We start from the raw sequence: 17625 nt of genomic DNA on the forward strand, positions 1-17625 counted from the left end.
AGGAAGCGCTAAGGCCCCACACCCAAGAGGGTGCGGGGCCTTAGCGCGAGCTGTCAGCTCATAAGCCTCTAAGAAACTAGGAGGCCTTGGACAGGGATCCAGCCATCTGCTCGGCTAGCTTGGCCGCGCTGTCAGCATTGCTACTTGAAACAGTAAGAACGCTGAAGCCGGTACCGGTACCAGAAGGCACAACCACAAACACGCCGTGTACGGACACACCGGTAACGTCAAGAGTGTAGCTCAGCTGAGTGCCCTCACCCAGAGGGGTGGAGATCTTCTTGTACTCGCCCGGGGTAGCGTTGATACCCTTAGCCAGTGATTCCATCTCGGCCTGATCAGGCAGGGAAGTAACCAAGACGGGCTCAGCGTTGACGTTCACATTCTCAGCGAAACCATCTTCGTTAGGGGTCACAGAGGTAGCCATCAGATCAAGCTGAGCCATCTGAGACTTAAGCTCCTCGGGGGTGAAGTTAGTTCCCTGGGCGGCCTGATCCAGGTACTCCTGAAGAGCATCAGTGTTGGCAATGGCCTCACTGTCCATCTCCATCCAGCCCTCAGGAACAGCAAAGCTGATCTTATTGTTAGGTGCTGTTACCTTCTTGAAGCCGTCAGGAATAACTGCCTCTACCTTAGCCTCATCAGCGGCAGCTGAGCTGGTCTCCTCCGCTGCCTGGGACTGCTCAGCTGAGGCGCTAGCTGAGCTAGAAGTCTCCGCTGCTGCGCTCTCTTTTTTATCGGATGAGCCACAACCAGCCAGAAGGGCTAGGGACATCAGCGCGACGGTGGGTACAGCCAGCAGGCGGGTTTTGGGTGATACAGCCATAGATTTTTCTCTTTCTCAAAAAAGGACTGGGCACTACGATTATAGGCTGGTTTGGGCACACCTCGGCGCTTCGGCATGACATAAACCACTAAAAAGGGGATAAAAAAGCCCTAGCCAAGATTCTGGACACTACGGATAGCCATGGGATCCTGCCAGCTATTGGTAGAGCTTGCCACCGGATTCCTGCAAATAGCAGGAAGGGCAGAGAGACTCATAGCCCACATGAACCCCGTCAATAGCCACCTGGTCACCGGCAAACACAAAACGACCGTCTACAGTGCGCCCATTAAAGAGAGCCTTGCGGCCGCAGCGGCAAATAGTTTTAAGTTCTTCAAGGCTGTGCGCGATTTCCAGCAGACGGGCTGAACCGGGAAAGGCCCGCGTCTGGAAGTCCGTGCGAATGCCGTAGCACATGACGGGAACATTCTCCTCCACCGCGATCCGCATGAGGTCATCAACCTGGGCAGTGGTCAGGAACTGGGCTTCGTCCACTAGCAGGCAGGAGACAGGCAGATGCCCGTGAAGCTGTTCCTGCCGGGCGTGAGGTTCAGCGGCCGCATGGAAGAGCTCACGCACAGAGTCCTGATCACCCACGAGGAAATCCGCGGCGCGAGTAACCCCCAGGCGGGAAACAATGGCAGTGTCCCCCTTAGTATCGAGCTGTGGCTTAGCAAGCAGAACCCTTTGACCGCGCTCCTCATAGTTATGGGCCGCCTGCAAGAGCGCAGTGGACTTACCAGAGTTCATCGCCCCAAAACGGAAATACAGCTTAGCCACGGTGGCCCTCCCAGCTCCTATATGTACAAACCACCTTATTCTAGCCTTTCACGACCGCATCTGATGAGTCAGCGCATCCAATAGATAAACACCCCGCTACCGCCCTCTCCAACCTGACGGAGGGGGCAGTAGCGGGGTCTGCAAACAGCCAGCGGCGTGGGCGCTTATTGGGCTTGGCCCACCTCAATACCAGAAACATCCACCTGTTCCAGAGGGATCCTCTTAGAACCGGTAACCAGCTTATGAACCAGCCAGACACCAATGATAATAGGCAGGCCGATGTAGGCGGAGACCACTTGGAGCCACAGACCTTCAAAGATTGCGTTGTAGTTCTGACCAGCAATCACCATAAGGCACATAAGCAAGGCTACGATGGGGCCCAGGGGGAAGAGAGGGGCCTTATAGGGCAGGTCATTGACGTCGTTACCCTGAGCAACATAAGCCCGGCGGAAACGGTAGTGACAAATAGCCACACCCACCCAGGTGATAAAGCCTGACAAACCTGAAATATTAATAAGCCAGGTGTAGGCAGAGCCCTCCCCAATAACCGCTGAGGCGAAGCCAAACAGGCCAATAGCGGCAGTCATCAGCAGCGCAGGCATAGGGATGCCTCGGGCGTTGACCCGGGTGAAGATACGGGGCGCGCGGCCTTCAAGGGCAAGAGCGTAAAGCATACGGGATGAGACGTAGAGACCTGAGTTACCGGCTGACAGGATAGCAGTCAGAATAACCGCGTTCATGACCGAAGCGGCAAAAGCAATACCCAGGTTCTCAAAAACCATAGTGAAGGGTGAATAGGCGATATCGGTTTCACCGGTGCGCAACAAGTTGGGGTTGGTGTAGGGAATGAGGGTACCGATAACGGCAATCGCTCCAATGTAGAAGAGCATAATCCGCCAGAATACGCTCTTAAGCGCCCGGGGCACATCGCGGCGAGGGTTCTGGGATTCGCCTGCGGCAACACCGATCATCTCGGTGCCCTGGAAGGAGAAACCCGCAACCATGAAGATCGCCATAATCGAGACGAAGCCGCCCTTGAAAGGGGCCTCGCCGTTCGTCCAGTTAGCAAAGCCGTTGTTGTGGTTGCCCAGAATGCCAAAAATCATTGCAATGCCGGCAATAAGGAAGACGATAACGGTAATGACCTTAACGGTGGCCAGCCAGAACTCAGATTCACCATAGGAGCGGGCCGAAAGCACATTGATACCCAGGATGAGAGCGAGGAAGACACCTGCCCATACCCAGCCGGGGACACCCGGCAACCAGTAGGACATGATGACGCCCGCAGCGACCAGCTCCGCGGCTACGGTAATTGCCCAGTTAAACCAGTAGTTCCAGCCCATAGCAAAACCAAAGGAGCTTGAAACATAGCGGGAGGCAAAAGTTTGGAAGGAGCCCGCTACCGGCAGGTGCGCGGCCATTTCGCCCAGGGACTGCATCAGGAGCAGCACCATAAAGCCAATCAGGATATAAGCCACTAGGGCACCACCCGGACCGGCTTCTGCAATAGTGGAACCTGATGCCACAAACAGACCGGTACCGATAGCACCGCCGATTGCGATCATAGAGAGGTGCCGGCTAGCTAGCCCTCTTTTAAGCTCTTCTTTAACCTGCCCGGTAGGTGCAGGGTGTGCTTCAGGAGACATAGTGTGCTGCTACTTTCGCTGGTAATGAGTCCCCAACAGTTTTGCTTAGGGGGTTTAAGACAAACTTTAGACTACCAACCGCGCAGGCCACATACCACCGGGTATCACGTGATATAGCTTTACCCGGCAAATGTCCTAGGCATTTTCGTTGATGAAGGTGATTTTTGAGCCGTGCTCGACCGTGCGAGATACAGTGCAGTCCTTCTCAGCAGATAGCCGGATGAGTCGGTCCACCATTGACTGAGCTTTTTCACCAGCTTCGGTTGCGGCGAAGCGGACCTTAAAGCTGACTTCAATATCGTCCATTCGGACGGCACCGTTTTCATCAACCTGGCGGATGCCGGAAGAGGTGACGCTAAATTCCTCTGCTTCTGCGCGGCGGCCGGTGACAACGTCCACGTCGATAGCTGAGCAACCGGCAATAGCGGCTAACAGAAGCTCAACAGGGGTCAGTAGCCCCTCCCCCTGACCGAATTCAAGGCTGTCGCCCTTGGCGTTGGTTGCGCGGTAGTGGCGGGAGGCAGTCCGCTCTACCGTGACGGCCCGGTAGTTGGGGTCTTGGGTGCGTTGGTTAGCGGTATTCTCACTCATGGTTTCTCCTGGGTAATTGTCCTAAGCGTGGTTGCAGTTTCAACTGGGCAGAGGCAGAGTTTATTCCCTGCGGCCCAAGGGTAGGTTAAGGGGCTTTGAGAAGCTTCATTGTGATACGGGAGTCCACCCTGATAACAGAGTCGTGCCGGGCGGCGACCTCTGAAAACCAGCGTTCGTAGGCAGCTGAGTCTTTGACTCTAACCTTAATGTAGTAGTCAGGTAGCCCGTACATACGGCGGAACTCAACCACGTTCTCGCTGGCCATAATGGTGTTCTCAAAATCCTCGATGCTCGCAACATCGTTGCGAGATAGGTCAGCAAAAACCAGGACTTCAAACCCCTCGTCCATGGCCTCATAGTTGATGCGAGCGCTGTAGCCTTCGATAATTCCTTGTTCTTCGAGCCTGCGTACCCTGCGGAGGCAGGGGGCCGCAGTGAGGCCTACGCGCGCCGCAAGTTCCTGGTTAGTCAGCCGACCATTGCGGGTGAGCTCATTGATTATTGCCCTATCTAAAGAATCCATATACATATATTGCCAGCACATAGCACTCTCAGCAATTATTCGCAAACACCTTGCTCTCGTTTTTCTTTAAACTGGCCGTATGCACATCACGAAAGAAACCTCAACCACACCCGATATTGTCGGTGAGCATGTCGCTACCCTACCCGGTGAAAGCGGCTTTAAAGAAGGCATGCGAGTAGCGGGTATTTTGTGCATAGGGTTTATGGTCATGGGTATGGGCTTAGGCGTACTGGTCGCTTCGGTTGGCTTACCCTGGTGGGTTGCGCCTGCACTCTCAGCGATCGTCTTCGCCGGCTCGGTGGAATTTCTGTTGGTTGGGCTCATTGCCTCGGTAGCGCCCCTCTCACTGATCGCCTCAACTACCCTACTCATGAATGCCCGCCACCTGGTCTACGGTATCTCTTACCCGCTACAGAATGTTCAGGGGAACCTAGCTAAAGCGGTCGCCGTGTATCTGCTCTGCGATGAAGCCTACGCAATCAATACCGCACCGGGCTCCCAGGGCTTTCGCGGGAGTCGCATTTTAACCGTATCTGTGGGTCTCTGGGTGAGCTGGTGGGGCGGGTCAACTCTAGGCGCTCTTGTAGGAGCCACTTTCCTATCGCATCTCAAAGGCGTGGACTTTGTGATGACCGGTATGTTTATTCTGCTCTCTATCAACGCCTATAAAGCAGTCAGGGATAAAACAACGGCGGCGCTGGCAGCCCTCTCCTCGATAACTGCCATAGTGTTCTTCCCCCATTCCATCTTGCTTCTCTCTCTCCTGGGCCTTGTCGCCTTGCTGACGATCCGCCATTATGCCCAGCCTAAAACAGCCCTACAGGAGCTGCCCCGTGCCTAGCACCAGCTACATCCTCTCCGCTATTTTTCTCTCTGCAGGCATCACCTTTGCCCTGCGGCTGCTTCCTTTTGGCATCAAAAATGCGCTCAAAGACTCAGCCCTCGTCACTGATTTGGCCCGCTGGGTACCCTTAGGGGCTATTATCTGCCTGGGTTTTTATGTGATTGCAGATATTGACTATTCTTCCTGGCAAACAGCTACCCCCTACTTGGCCGGAACCCTTGTGACCGCCGCCCTACATCTTTGGCGCGGAAACCTCGCCCTTAGCCTCCTGGCGGGAACAGCAACCTGCGTTATTCTGGCTAACTGGGTTTTCTAAGCTAGGTAATAGCCATCATAGATAAGGCCCCCGTTCCTGCCAGCACTGGCAGGAACGGGGGCCACATGATACAAGCGGTCAAGGCTTAAAGAGCAGCAAGTGCGGCTTGATAATCGGGTTCGCTGCTAATTTCATCGACCAGCTGGGTATAGATGACCTGGCCTTCGGTGTCCAGAATAAGCACGGATCGGGCCAAGAGACCGGCCAGCGGGCCATCAGCGAGGGTTAGGCCAAAGTCTTTGCCAAATGATGAACGGAAGGCAGAAGCAGTCACGACGTTTTCGATGCCTTCTGCACCACAGAAGCGACCCAGGGCAAAAGGAAGATCCTGGGAAACACACAGAACCACGGTGTTCTCCAAAGCAGCTGCCTGCTGGTTGAAGGTGCGCACCGAGCTGGCGCAAACGCCGGTATCGATGGAGGGGAAGATATTGAGGATTACCTTTTTACCGGCAAAATCGGCGGATGAAATCTCACTCAAATCGGTCTTGACCAGGGTAAAGCTGGGAGCCTGTGAGTCAAGGGTGGGCAGTTCGCCGACGGTCTGAACGGCGCTGCCTTCTAAATGTGTAGTAGCCATAGAATCCATTGTGTCCTGCTTAACCAGGCTATGCAAGAGGTTGCGCTGTGGGCGTGCAGTTATGCTCTAGCCCACTTGGAGCTTTAGGGCAGTCATCCTTGGGGCGTGTCGACACTTTCGTGACATCTTGTAGCCAAAAAGGTGTCGGGTTTAGAAGATGTTCTAAAGTGGATTCTGTGCCAAAACTAATAGACCATGAGGAACGAAAACAGGAGATCGCTCACGCAGTCTGGCAGGTGCTGACGCGTGAGGGAGTACGAGGTGTCTCGGTACGGACCGTTGCCGCCCAAGCCGGGATCTCTACCGGATCTTTGCGCCATGTCTTCCCCTCTTTTGAGGAGATGATGCTTTTTTCCCTGGACTTTGCAGGAAAAAAGTTTATCCGTTCCCTCACCAACCGGCAGTTTGAGGGCCAGCTACTTGACAATTTGGAAGAACTTTACACCTACCTTTCGCCGGTTTCAGAAGACGGACAACGATTCACGACAGTCATAGCAGGCATGCTGGCAGACATGCGAATTTTCCCTGATATTGCAAAAATACTCCAAGAACATGAGGCTGACTTTATATATGCCTATGGGTTCTTGTTGAGCCAGCTTCGAGCTCATGGCTTCCTCAAGCCGGGGCTAGATATTGACCTGGAGGTGGAGAAGCTCGTTGCCTTGCTCTGGGGCATTAACGCGCTTTACATGCTCACAGATGGTGAGATCAGCACGCAGGAACTTACCGAACCTATTATTGTGCAGTTCGAGACACTCCTGAACATCTTTATCTCCCCTGTCTGCCAGGATGCTTCTACTGACCCTCAGGAGTTTGTCCGTGCCTAAACTCATCGACCACGAAGCCCGGAACCGGATAATTGCCCAGGCTCTATGGAAACTGCTCAATGAGCGCGGTGTTAGTGCCGTTACCGTCAGGAATGTTGCAGCCGAGGCCGGGATCTCTATGGGATCGCTACGTCACTCTTTTAATAACAGAGTGGAGCTTCTCACCTTCGCCTTTGACCTTATTGGGCAGGAAACAGAAGCCAGTATGAAAGCTGTTTCTGTCGAAGGCCAGGATGTTCTCAACACGGTTAAAATTCTGGAGCATTTTCTCCCCATCACCCCGCGTTCGCAGGCAATCTCCCGTATTACCCTCAGCATGGTTTCCGAACTACGCCCAGTCCCCGGTATCAAGGATATTTCGACCAAAGGTCTTGAGCGGATTCGCTCATATTTTTATAACATGCTGGTCTACCTTGATAGTACTGGTCAGCTTAAAACTGGCACTCATCTGAAGGTTCAGGCTAATAAGCTGACTACCCTTAGCTATGGGCTCTCAACTAAGGCTGTGATTGGTGGGCGGGGGTCAGAGCCCGTCAACATCAGCAGGATTTTCCGTTCCTGTATGAACGAGATACTGGTTACCCCGGTTGCCTATGCCACCCAAGAGGACATCGATGAATTTATTCGGCTTTCTGAAGGCGTTGGCGCCTTCCGCTCATAGTCTTGGCCGGTACACCGGTCAAAGCATCAGAGAATAGCATGGCACAGTGTTAAGCTGACATTATGTTGTTCCATATAGCTTTACCCGAAGATTACGCTCGCGCTCTTAAAACAGGTTTTTACGATATCTCTACCCGTGGACTTCCCCTGGCTCAAGCAAGATTCATTCACTGTAGCGCTTCAGAGGACCAGGTCCAGCGCATTTGGCAGGCAGTCTATAGTGACCGTCAGGATGCCCTCGTTCTAACTATTGATGAGCTGGCTTTAGCTGATGCGAATCTCACCGTACAGCACGAACCGTGTGATCCGCTCGACCCAGACTCTGAGCTGTTCCCACATATCTACGGTGGACCTATCCCTCTTGAGGCTCTTACGGTTTGCAGAGGACACCAGTGGAAGAGGCAGTAAAAAGCCCGCCTACCGTATAGAGCTCTAAACGGTCGACGGGCTGGAGTTGCTGAGGTGCCTAGGCAGTAGCTAGCGGGCCTTCGTCCTCGGGGGCGGTGACTGGATCTGACATAACATCTGCAGGTGCTTGCTCGACTGCTTCATCTGCGGCTTTCTCTGCCTTGGTTTCGATGCGGGTCTCTTTGATTTCTTCTACTTTTTCTTTGGTTTTTTCTACAGCCGTTGAAGCTACTTCTTTGGTTTTCTCGGCAACCAGAGGAGCTTTATGGCGAATAGTTTCCCCTGCGGCCTTCACATTCTCTTGAACAGTAGGGTCATGCAGAGCTTTGTTAGCCTGACTCTTGATCTTTTCATAGCTCTCGCGACCGGCGCGGGCGCCCAAAACATAACCCACACCGATACCCGCAAGCAGAGCTAAACGTGCTTTCATAATATCCACCTTCATATAGTTCTATAAGCAGTATCTACACAGTACGCCCAAACCCTAAATTGCCACAAGGGGGAAAGCCTCTCCAGCCATAATTATCAGTGAGCTTGTAGGTTTTCTGGTTGAGTCTCAACTCTATTGGTATTCCAACTTTACTTGTAAGTTTTAGTATTTTGCTGCGGTGAAAATCATTAGGGGCTGGTCCTCTCCCCCAGTAAAAGGCTCACAACTCCAGGAACGGTAACAGTGCTCCACCCTTAGACCAGCTTGCTCTAAGGCTTCAGTAATCTGCTCATAGCTTCTAAACTGAAGCCGCTGAACGGTATCAACCGTGTAGCCACTCTCCAGAAATTCTCTGTGCGAGCGCATAACCACAACTCCCTGTTGGTCCGGTGGCTCAATCACTGTGGTTTCATTCAAGCGGCCAATAACTGTCTTACGTGTAGTCTGCTCGTGACTCCATCGTTCCCAGGCACGATTTTCGGGATTGCGGGTCTCGAAGGCTAGCCGCCCGCCAAGTTTCAGTCCATGTGCAATATGTTTGAGAGCCTTGTACCACTGATCCCCAATCATATGCATAGCTACATTGCCACTCATTATCACCAGGTCAGCGGAGTGTGGCATGATCTGATCGCTTGTTCCCACCTGCCACTCTACGCAATGTGCGCCCGGACGATGTTGGGCATACTTAATCATGGCCGGAGCTGGGTCTATTCCTATGACAGATCGACCTGACCCGGTGAGGGTAACAGTAAGGATTCCGGTGCCACAGCCCAAATCGACAATGGACTGGGCCTGTGTCGCTGTAGCTAGACGGCGAAAGAAATCGTGGTCTTCCCCGTCAGGGTTGTCCTCATCGTAGATTGCTACTAAATATGAATCATCAAACTGAGAAGCCGTTCCCTTAGCTTTTACGCCTCTGCCAAGCATTAGTTAATCTTTTTTACCACAGAAGATTTGAGGTAGATCTGGCCAGCGCCGGGGACCTTGGCCTCAAGGTCATGGCCGTTGATAGGGCTCTCCAGTAGGCGGATACCGCGCACCTTGGTGCCAGCTTTAATATCCGCGCCACCTTTAACTTTTAGGCCCTTAGTAATGGTCACTGCGTCACCGACGGTTAGCTCATTACCTACCGAGTCCAGGACCTTGCTGCCGGCTTCATCAGGCTCAGCGCCCTTTTCAGCCTCAATCCACTCGTGGCCGCACATGGGGCAAACCCACAGCTGCCCCTGCTGGTAGGAGTATTCCTCAGCGCACGCTGGGCAAGCTGGCGTGTATTCTTCAGACATGGCGCTTCCTTCGAACGGGTCAAGAGACTACTTCACCCCTCATTATGGCAGATACGCAGGGCGCGCCCCGCACGCCAGGCCACAGGCACAGGGACGCTGACACAGCGGTTAGCAGAGCTAAAAAGTACTGTAGCCCTCTCTACTCATCACAACTCCCCTGCCGGTCTTAGTGTTCCAGCAGGTCATGGCCTCTTGTGCCGACTCACAGGCCAGGTGCTGGGAGTAAACGCTGGTCCCATAAGGCACCACCTGGGCAGAACCACCAGAAGGGTTAGACTGATTCATCATGAAAAAGAGGGCATCACCCCGTGCCCCTAGCTCCACCTGCTGGACCGAATCATCCAGCGAGAAAATCCACCGGGCAAGCAGTGCTGAGGGTTCTGTGTACTTCCTTTCCTCCGCGTAGGAGACCACCCCGCAGACGGCTGTGGTAGTGCCTCTAATATCGCACCCGATATTGCCTGAGGGGCTCACGAGAATACCAACATTCCAGTTCTCGCTGACCGGGTAGAAGGAGGTGACAGGAACCGCACCCTGCGGGATGTAGCCTTTTCTTTCAGTCAGCGGTGGGGCGGTAGTTTGATGGGCGGCCCCCGGCTGCTGGTTGGTGGGGTTTGCTGTCGCAGGGGTGGATGAGCTTGCAGGAGCTGTTGGGCTAGCGGAGGTACTAGCGGTAGCTGGTGAGAGAGTGACGGTGGGTGAGCTAGACGGTCTAGGGCTTTCAGTTGAGCTTGGTGAGAGGCTCATGGGGGAACTGGCTGATGGGTTACTGTCAGTTCCCGGCTCAGGGCCACCGCAAGCACTTAGCACTAGTAGGCCACTGCAGAGTAGGAGAGAAAATTTTGTGGCGGACATTTATCCTCCTGCAGGTCCCTTGAGTGTTGTCTCTTTTCTGTTCCTGTTTAACTTAACCCAGTATAGGGCTCGCACATCGTTTGGCCCGTCTACTGGCCTGGACCTCAGCAAGGGATTAGGGCTCTAGTTTTTTACCTCTGGGCAGGATCCCTCCGGCCCAGAGAGCGGCAAGGACGAGCAGGGGCTGGAAGAGCAGACGGACAAAGCGCTTGGCGTCAGTATCTAGCCCGAAGGCATCAATCCCTTGAAGGTACTGGTTGATGTTGCCGGGGAAGATGAGGACGTAGAAGAGAGCTAGCGCTAGGGCTACTGCCTTACGGGAGCTATGCGGGGCAAAGAGTAAGCCCAGACCGAAGCCTAGCTCCACCAGCCCGGAGGCCACCACAACCAAGTCTGGATCTAGTGGTAGCCAGACGGGCACCTGGGCCAGGAAGGACTGGCGGGCGTAGCTCAGGTGGGCGGTACCAGCCAAAAGCATGAAAGAGCCCATAAGCAGGCGTAACAGATGCTGAGAAAAAGAAAGCATAGACACCATTATTGTGCATGTCTCACATTAGAGCCTCATCAGGAGAAAGGTAGGCTGTAAAGTCAGCTTGCGCAACCTTTCAAGCCTTTCCCACAAGCTTCCAGCTAAGTACCTTGAACGCGCTTGTCACCCGAGACGTACTCGATCGTGAGACTGCGGCCAAGTGCTTCAAGATAGCTTCTTACAGTGCTCACCTTGGCGGTTATTACGCGTCTAATGTGCTCCTCCCTCGCGTTTTCCGTCCCTCCTCATAATACGGTGGGCCTTGCCTGCATGATGATTTGCATAGCTTAATTTATGCCGTCCCCAGCTCCTAGGCTCTCCAGCTCCCAACAGTATCAGCGGCACCTTCAAGAACAGATCCATAAGGGTTCCATAATCCTGGTTGCTTACGCTGTATCGAAGAGAAACCGTACCGGACATCTTCAGCATCAGTTCTTCCCCATTGTCGATCTCTTACTGGAATCGAGTCTATAGCGCATGAAAGATTCTCTACCATCCGCTTCGCCAAGTGATCATCAGTATCAGCGAACCAACCGACCGCCCGTATCAGCCAAGCAACTGTAGCGGATACAGGTTCTGTAGAACCATCTGTTGACCACTGGTTAAACGACTGCAAATTGTCCCGATGAAGCAAAGAAGCTAACGAAGTGGGAACTTGCTCTCTGAACACAGATACCCGCAAGCTGTTAGGTTGTCCCCGCCCCGTCTCACGCCCCAATTCTGCGTCCTTTAAACCAAGAAGCACTCCTGTAAGAACATTGAGCCGTAAGCCACCTGAGGTCCGGTAGTCTATTTCCTCAACTTTGTAGAGAAGGCTCGCAGCAGATTCTGGTAGCACCTCCACCAGATCCCGGAAGAACTGGTGGCCAGGCTTCTGCAACTGCGCAGTAGGGCCAGTCACTAAATCTACGATAATTGAGAGATCAGTTTTTAATCCAGTGTTCGTTACTACACGCCTCAGGAAATCGAGAAGGCCCGTATAGCTAGGATATATACCTGCAACAGAGTAACGACGTTCTAAGCCAGCCGTGTAATCATCCAAAGCCTTTTGATCCAGCGAATCAGCTGCCTCGATGCTATTTGCCCCGCCCGGAAGCGCGATAGACGGATTCGCGCGAAAAGCGGAGCGGAGCAAGTCGCGATCTTCTCCCTCGAACTCCTCTACTTCACGCCAAAGAAGTTGGAGGTGTCTGTCGGATGAAGCGTCATCAAGGGTTGTCAAAAGAGTGTCGCGTCGTTGCCTTGCAAGCATCTGCTTCTGGCTTGCAAGCAGGGCTGAATCCTGCTCTGACTGTTTTACCCCACGACGCCAAATCAACCATGGAATCGCAGCTGTAACTACAAGAGTTAAGAGAGCAACTATGAAGCTAGGGTCAGACCAGTCCAAACGAGTGCTCAACTCGCCCCACCAAGAAAACACTTTTTGTCTCCAGTAGCTAGACGTTAAAGCGGAACTCCACCACGTCGCCGTCCTGCATGATGTAGTCCTTACCTTCCATACGGACCTTACCCTTGGCCTTAGCCTCAGCCATGGAGCCTGCGGCGTCCAGGTCCTCAAAGGAGACAATCTCAGCTTTAATGAAGCCCCGCTCAAAATCAGTGTGAATCACGCCAGCAGCCTGGGGTGCGGTGTCGCCCTGGGAGATAGTCCAGGCGCGGGTCTCCTTAGGGCCAGCAGTCAGGTAGGTCTGCAAGCCCAGGGTAGAGAAGCCAACACGGGCTAGCTGGTCCAGGCCAGATTCGTCCTGACCATTCAGCTCTAGCATCTCGCGAGCTTCCTCCTCAGAGAGCTCCACCAGGTCAGCCTCAAGCTTGGCGTCCAGGAAGACAGCCTCGGCAGGTGCCACCAGCTCACGCAGTTCCTGCTGCTTTTCCTCAGAAGCCAGCACGCCCTCGTCCGAGTTAAAGACGTAGATGAAGGGCTTAGAGGTCAGCAGGTTCAGCTCCTTGAGCAAAGCCATGTCGATCTTGGCTTCCTTGTACTTGGAAATCAGGGTGTCGCCCTGTTCCAGTATGGCCTGAGCCTTCTTGTACTCCTCAAGCTGGGCGGGGTCGCCCTTCTTGATTTTGACGGCCTTTTCCAGGCGCGGGATAGCGTTCTCCAGGGTCTGCAGATCCGCCAGCACCAGTTCGGTGTTGATGGTTTCCATGTCAGAGGCAGGGTCCACCTTGCCATCGACGTGGATAACATCGGGGTCGTCAAAAGCCCGAACGACCTGGGCGATGGCGTGCGCCTCACGGATGTTAGCCAGGAACTGGTTACCCAAGCCTTCGCCCTCGGAGGCACCACGTACAATACCGGCAATATCTACGAAAGACACTGTTGCAGGCAGGATACGTTCAGAACCGTAGATCTCTGCCAGGCGGGCAAGACGCTCATCCGGCAGGTTCACTACGCCAATGTTCGGTTCAATGGTGGCGAAAGGGTAGTTTGCCGCCAGGATGTTGTTTTTAGTCAGTGCGTTAAAGAGGGTCGATTTGCCGACGTTAGGCAGACCGACAATACCAATAGTAAGAGCCACGGAGATATAAGCCTTTTGTTGTGAAGAATCTTTTGCTCCCTAGTCTACTAGGTGAGTACAAGCGGTAGGGTGTCGGCGGTGCGTGAGAAGCCACAAACTTAGTTAGAGGGCGATAATCAGCTACCTGCGCCAGGGGGCTAGCCCCCGAGCGTCCTATCCCCTGCCCCGTGTCCCTGCCCTGTACCCCTGCCCTGTACCCCCGCCCTGTACCCCCGCCCTGTACCCCTGTACCGTGACAAATATCAGGGGTAAGTCGTGACGTTTAGCATCGGGCGCTAGGGCGGGCCAGCGGCAAGCTAGAAGTATGAAAACCGCAGTTGCAGCCTCTCACCTCACCCAGACCTTTACCAGCCGCACCGGTACCGTTGAGGCAGTCAAAGACGTTAGCTTCACCGTGGCTCCCGGTGAAGTTGTTGCCCTCCTTGGTGAAAACGGGGCCGGTAAATCGACCCTGCTCGATATGCTCCTAGGGCTGGCCTCCCCCCGGCAGGGTCCGTTAAAATCTGTGGAACCGCGCCGGCGCAGGCAGTCAGAGCATCCCGGGTAGCTGCCGTCCTCCAGAGCGGTGGCCTGCTCAAAGACCTCACCGTCAAAGACCAGGTAGCCATGGTCGCCGCAACCTACCCCACTGCACCCAAGGTCTGGGCAGCTCTCGAAGCCGCAGGTATAGCCGATATCGCCAATCGCAAGATCGCCAAGTGCTCAGGCGGCCAGCAACAAAAAGTCAGGTTCGCTATCGCCTTGCTCAGCGACCCGGAAATCCTGGTTCTCGATGAACCCACTACCGGCATGGACGTTAAAGCCCGCGCGGCCTTCTGGGAGTCCATGCACGCCCAGGCCACCCTGGGCAAAACCATTCTTTTTGCCACGCACTACCTGGAAGAAGCCCAGGACTTTGCCGACCGTATCATCATGCTGTCCCACGGTTCAGTGGTTGCCGATGCCACCACCGAACAGATAAGGGCACAGGCAGGTGTGCGCACCGTACGTTTCCGCCTGGACGGTGGTAGCGAGCTAGCACTGACTGCCCAGCAACAAGGTGACCCAGCCAACACTGGCTGAGGCTTTTAGTATCCTCGCCCGCACCAACTAACCACACACGCTAAGGATTCAGCTATGCAACTTCTCCGCTTTATGGGCTACGACCTAAGCACTCCCTCATGAACTTTTCGTCTTTCTTCTACCTGCTTCTGATGCCGGTGGGCTTCTACTTACTCTTTGGGGCCATGCAGGACTACAGCCATATGGCTTTCAGAGACGGTGATGCTGCCGCCTACGTCATGCTGGGTATGGCGGTCTACGGTGCCGTCGTGGGCGCGGTATCATCTGCCGGCAATGCGGTGATTGAAATTGAGTCAGGCTGGGGCCGCCAGCTGGCCCTGACGCCAATAACCTCTCGCCAGCTCCTTGCCACTAAGACTGTCAACGCACTGGTGACAACAGCTCTGCCGGTGCTCTGCGTCAATCTAACCGCCCTGCTGACTCAAGCCAGCATACCTCTAGGCCAGCAGGTAGCCTGTGCCTTAGTCACCCTAGCCGTCTCCGCTATCTTCGTTGCCTACGGGAGCCTCATTGCCAGACTCTTCAAAAACGCCCGTGCCGTCTCTGTAGCTTCCGGTCTGCTGGTCTTCTTCTCCTTCTTTGGCACCACCTTCAGCCCGCTCTCCACGGACCTCTTGGCGGTTGCACGTTTCACCCCGCTCTACGGGGTTACCCAGCTCTCCCGTTACTTCTTCACCCGGGGTGATACCGTCACCACCGACCCCATCACCTGGTTTGTCACCGAGCCAGTCAGCTACGCCCTACTGAACCTGGCCTTCTGGGGAGCAGTCTTCATGGTGGGAAACTGGTTACTCCGAAAGCGCGTACATTCCCGCTAGAGTGAGACAATAGAACCGTGAACTTCTCCGCACTCAAGAACTTTGACAGAGTAGCAGCGGGTTTCTCAGGGATTTGGCTGGTCTTCCTGCTCTACCCGCTGAGCTACCTCCTGAACAACAGCTCTTTTACGTTCACTCAGAAGGTAGTCGGACTTATCTGCTTCCTCCTGTTCTCCCTGATCTACCTGCTCTCTTATGGGGCCTACGATTTACTGACCGAGCCTCGCCCCGTTTTCAAGACCCTCTACTGGAACCTGCTGCTCCTTCTTCCCGCTATTGGGCTATCTTCGGTGCTAGGAGGATGGGGCTTCTACCTTTCCCCTTTCTGCGTGGCTCTCTGGGCTTTTCATGCGCCGCAAAGGGTTGGGATCATCGTCGGGGCTGTGATAGCCCTGGTGATGTCGGCCTGCTTAGTTTTCTTTTACCGGGATATCTTGTTCCGGGGTGGCTACGGATTCATTACCGGTTCCATTTTTGTGCTGGTCATGGCAACGCTAAGTTACTGGGCGGATCTGCGCAGGGAGCGGGAGGAAGAACTGGCTCGGGCTCAACAGGCTGAGCACATAGCCCGGGACGTCCACGATATTTTGGGGCATTCACTGACCGTTATCAACCTTAAAGCTGAACTTGCCGCGGCACTTGCCACGGCCCAGCCGGAGAAAGCCCGTGATCAGATGCAAGAGGTAGCGGTTCTATCGCGCACCGCTCTAGCAGAAGTACGGGCTACCGTGACCCGAATGAAGAGCCCCGATCTCGCTGGGCAGCTTGAAGCCGCTCGTAGGGCTCTGGAAACCGCCCAGATTAGGGCTCATCTGCCAGAACCGGCTAGGGTAGCGACAGCCGGGAATAATGCCACTCTTTTTAGCTGGGTGCTGCGCGAAGCCATCACCAATGTCCTACGCCATTCATCGGCCCGTAACTGCTGGGTAAACCTAGATGCCGAACGAATCGAAATCATTGACGACGGCACCAAGGACCCCTTTAAACCCGGTAACGGGCTGCTGGGCTTACAGGCTAGAGTGCAGGAAGCAGGCGGAGATCTGCTCATAGCCCACGGTAGCTCCACCCGTCTACTGGCTACGATGAACGGGGATACCTCACCCCTGACCGGCCCAGGAGGGAGCGCATGATTAAGATTCTGATTGCTGATGATCAGCAACTAGTCCGTGAAGCCTTGGGGGCGCTGCTGTCCTTGCAGCCTGACCTGGAACTAGTTGGCACCTGCGGGCGGGGAGACGAGGTCTTCCCCCTTGTTGAACAGAGCTCACCCGATGTCGTCCTCCTAGACATTGAGATGCCATCAATGAACGGTATTGAGGTAGCTGCCCAGCTCAAAGAGCGTAAAGTAGCTTGCCGCTCTTTAATCGTGACAACCTTTGGCAGGCCGGGTTACCTGAGCCGAGCACTGGAGGCGGGGGCCTGTGGCTTCGTGGTCAAAGACACGCCGGCAGCCCAGCTGGCGGAGACTATCCGCAAGGTCCATGCCGGCCTGCGAGTGGTTGACCCGGCTCTGGCTGCCGAAAGTTTCTCGGTAGGGAGTTCGCCTTTGACCGACCGCGAACGTCAGGTCCTTGTAGCTGCACAGAGCGGGGCCTCTGTATCAGCTATTGCCCAGAACTTGCATCTCTCCCAGGGGACGGTGCGTAATCATCTATCGAGCGCCATCACCAAGTTAGAAGCCTCCAACAGGTTTGATGCCGCCCGTCTAGCCCGCGAGCGTGGCTGGCTTTAGAGGACTTGCTTTAGTGAGAGGCCCCGGTCAGGTTAAGCACCAAAACTCCGGCGATGATGAGGGCGATTCCCACTACTTTGGTGACTGTGACGGGTTCCCCTAAGAAGATTGCGCCGATTCCTACGATGGCCGCTGTTCCCAGGCCCGACCACAGGGCGTAGGCCACCCCCACGGGGATATCACGCACGGCGATAGAGAGCATATAAAAAGCTAGGCCGTAGCTGGTGAGGCACCCCAGAGTAAAACCCCAGCGGGTGAAGCCTTCGGTGTATTTAAGCAGGCTGGTTGCTAGCAGTTCAGCGATAATTGCTATGGTCAAAAAGAGGTAGGGCATAGTCACCTATTGTGCCCATCAAAGCTCTAAAAGGCCAGAGACCCAGCCCACCCCAGCGCGGC

22 protein-coding genes and 1 pseudogene are annotated in these 17625 nt (G+C 54.6%); 9 read left to right on the forward strand and 14 right to left on the reverse strand.

Features of this window, described 5'->3' with window-relative positions; translation table 11 throughout:
• Window positions 1-76 precede the first annotated feature (76 nt).
• The 5 genes from ACN085_RS04180 to ACN085_RS04200 form a co-directional block, all read right to left on the reverse strand.
• The gene (locus tag ACN085_RS04180) at window positions 77-823 is read right to left on the reverse strand and encodes a hypothetical protein (RefSeq protein WP_419110717.1); all 747 of its coding nucleotides are present in this window, start codon (window positions 821-823) and stop codon (window positions 77-79) included.
• A gap of 156 nt (window positions 824-979) precedes the next feature.
• Complete coding sequence (locus ACN085_RS04185) at window positions 980-1600, reverse strand: thymidine kinase (protein ID WP_419099398.1); 621 nt, start codon at window positions 1598-1600, stop codon at window positions 980-982.
• Window positions 1601-1764: 164 nt separating this feature from the next.
• A complete protein-coding gene (locus tag ACN085_RS04190) occupies window positions 1765-3246 on the reverse strand; it encodes an amino acid permease (RefSeq protein ID WP_419110718.1) in 1482 nt (493 codons plus the stop codon).
• Window positions 3247-3381: 135 nt separating this feature from the next.
• Entirely contained in the window at window positions 3382-3837 is a 456-nt protein-coding gene (locus tag ACN085_RS04195) for an OsmC family protein (RefSeq protein ID WP_419099396.1), read from the reverse strand.
• Between the two features lie 85 nt (window positions 3838-3922).
• Entirely contained in the window at window positions 3923-4360 is a 438-nt protein-coding gene (locus tag ACN085_RS04200) for an Lrp/AsnC family transcriptional regulator (protein ID WP_419104889.1), read from the reverse strand.
• A 79-nt stretch (window positions 4361-4439) separates the two neighbouring features.
• Between ACN085_RS04200 and ACN085_RS04205 the strand changes: the two genes are divergently transcribed.
• Together ACN085_RS04205 and ACN085_RS04210 are read left to right on the forward strand one after the other, a co-directional pair.
• On the forward strand, window positions 4440-5201 hold the full coding sequence (locus tag ACN085_RS04205) for an AzlC family ABC transporter permease (protein WP_419110719.1): 762 nt from the start codon (window positions 4440-4442) through the stop codon (window positions 5199-5201).
• Window positions 5194-5520 (forward strand): branched-chain amino acid transporter permease, encoded by a 327-nt coding sequence (locus tag ACN085_RS04210; protein WP_419099393.1) that lies wholly within the window; start codon window positions 5194-5196, stop codon window positions 5518-5520. Before ACN085_RS04205 ends, ACN085_RS04210 begins: the two co-directional genes overlap by 8 nt.
• Before the next feature lie 85 nt (window positions 5521-5605).
• On the opposite strand, the gene tpx is transcribed toward ACN085_RS04210, so the two are convergent.
• Window positions 5606-6100, reverse strand: a complete 495-nt coding sequence (gene tpx, locus ACN085_RS04215) for a thiol peroxidase (protein WP_419099392.1) — start codon at window positions 6098-6100, stop codon at window positions 5606-5608.
• Window positions 6101-6276: 176 nt separating this feature from the next.
• Here tpx and ACN085_RS04220 point away from each other — a divergent pair, with 176 nt between their 5' ends.
• The 3 genes from ACN085_RS04220 (at window position 6277) to ACN085_RS04230 (ending at window position 7995) form a co-directional block, all read left to right on the forward strand.
• A complete protein-coding gene (locus ACN085_RS04220) occupies window positions 6277-6927 on the forward strand; it encodes a TetR/AcrR family transcriptional regulator (protein ID WP_419110720.1) in 651 nt (216 codons plus the stop codon).
• Entirely contained in the window at window positions 6920-7588 is a 669-nt protein-coding gene (locus tag ACN085_RS04225; RefSeq protein WP_419110721.1) for a TetR/AcrR family transcriptional regulator, read from the forward strand. The genes ACN085_RS04220 and ACN085_RS04225 overlap by 8 nt, the downstream gene beginning before the upstream one ends.
• 62 nt (window positions 7589-7650) lie before the next feature.
• Window positions 7651-7995, forward strand: a complete 345-nt coding sequence (locus ACN085_RS04230) for a DUF952 domain-containing protein (protein WP_419110722.1) — start codon at window positions 7651-7653, stop codon at window positions 7993-7995.
• Window positions 7996-8053: 58 nt separating this feature from the next.
• Here ACN085_RS04230 and ACN085_RS04235 read toward each other — a convergent pair whose 3' ends face one another.
• From ACN085_RS04235 to ychF, 7 genes are all read right to left on the reverse strand, one after another.
• Window positions 8054-8425 (reverse strand): hypothetical protein, encoded by a 372-nt coding sequence (locus ACN085_RS04235; RefSeq protein ID WP_419110723.1) that lies wholly within the window; start codon window positions 8423-8425, stop codon window positions 8054-8056.
• 162 nt (window positions 8426-8587) lie between these two features.
• Window positions 8588-9352, reverse strand: coding sequence for a class I SAM-dependent methyltransferase (locus ACN085_RS04240; protein WP_419110724.1), 765 nt, complete (start codon window positions 9350-9352; stop codon window positions 8588-8590).
• Window positions 9352-9711 (reverse strand): zinc ribbon domain-containing protein YjdM, encoded by a 360-nt coding sequence (locus tag ACN085_RS04245; protein ID WP_419110725.1) that lies wholly within the window; start codon window positions 9709-9711, stop codon window positions 9352-9354. The genes ACN085_RS04240 and ACN085_RS04245 overlap by 1 nt, the downstream gene beginning before the upstream one ends.
• A gap of 117 nt (window positions 9712-9828) precedes the next feature.
• Window positions 9829-10566, reverse strand: a complete 738-nt coding sequence (locus ACN085_RS04250) for a hypothetical protein (protein ID WP_419110726.1) — start codon at window positions 10564-10566, stop codon at window positions 9829-9831.
• Between the two features lie 115 nt (window positions 10567-10681).
• Window positions 10682-11092: a hypothetical protein gene (locus tag ACN085_RS04255; protein ID WP_419110727.1), complete on the reverse strand. Its 411-nt coding sequence runs from the start codon at window positions 11090-11092 to the stop codon at window positions 10682-10684.
• 313 nt (window positions 11093-11405) lie between these two features.
• A complete protein-coding gene (locus ACN085_RS04260; RefSeq protein WP_419110728.1) occupies window positions 11406-12494 on the reverse strand; it encodes a hypothetical protein in 1089 nt (362 codons plus the stop codon).
• A gap of 37 nt (window positions 12495-12531) precedes the next feature.
• Window positions 12532-13617, reverse strand: coding sequence for a redox-regulated ATPase YchF (ychF, locus tag ACN085_RS04265; protein WP_419099381.1), 1086 nt, complete (start codon window positions 13615-13617; stop codon window positions 12532-12534).
• A 304-nt stretch (window positions 13618-13921) separates the two neighbouring features.
• Between ychF and ACN085_RS04270 the strand changes: the two are divergent.
• The 4 genes and pseudogenes from ACN085_RS04270 (at window position 13922) to ACN085_RS04285 (ending at window position 17229) form a co-directional block, all read left to right on the forward strand.
• Window positions 13922-14679: pseudogene (locus ACN085_RS04270) on the forward strand (ABC transporter ATP-binding protein).
• A 98-nt stretch (window positions 14680-14777) separates the two neighbouring features.
• Complete coding sequence (locus tag ACN085_RS04275; RefSeq protein WP_419110729.1) at window positions 14778-15497, forward strand: ABC transporter permease; 720 nt, start codon at window positions 14778-14780, stop codon at window positions 15495-15497.
• A gap of 17 nt (window positions 15498-15514) precedes the next feature.
• Window positions 15515-16627: a sensor histidine kinase gene (locus tag ACN085_RS04280; RefSeq protein WP_419110730.1), complete on the forward strand. Its 1113-nt coding sequence runs from the start codon at window positions 15515-15517 to the stop codon at window positions 16625-16627.
• Window positions 16624-17229, forward strand: a complete 606-nt coding sequence (locus ACN085_RS04285) for a response regulator transcription factor (protein ID WP_419110731.1) — start codon at window positions 16624-16626, stop codon at window positions 17227-17229. The genes ACN085_RS04280 and ACN085_RS04285 overlap by 4 nt, the downstream gene beginning before the upstream one ends.
• A gap of 10 nt (window positions 17230-17239) precedes the next feature.
• Here the strand turns inward: ACN085_RS04285 and ACN085_RS04290 are convergent, their stop codons facing one another.
• Window positions 17240-17563 (reverse strand): DMT family transporter, encoded by a 324-nt coding sequence (locus tag ACN085_RS04290; RefSeq protein ID WP_419099376.1) that lies wholly within the window; start codon window positions 17561-17563, stop codon window positions 17240-17242.
• Between the last annotated feature and the right edge of the window lie 62 nt (window positions 17564-17625).

Source organism: Rothia sp. P4278 (genome assembly GCF_048512945.1).
Taxonomy (GTDB): domain Bacteria; phylum Actinomycetota; class Actinomycetes; order Actinomycetales; family Micrococcaceae; genus Rothia.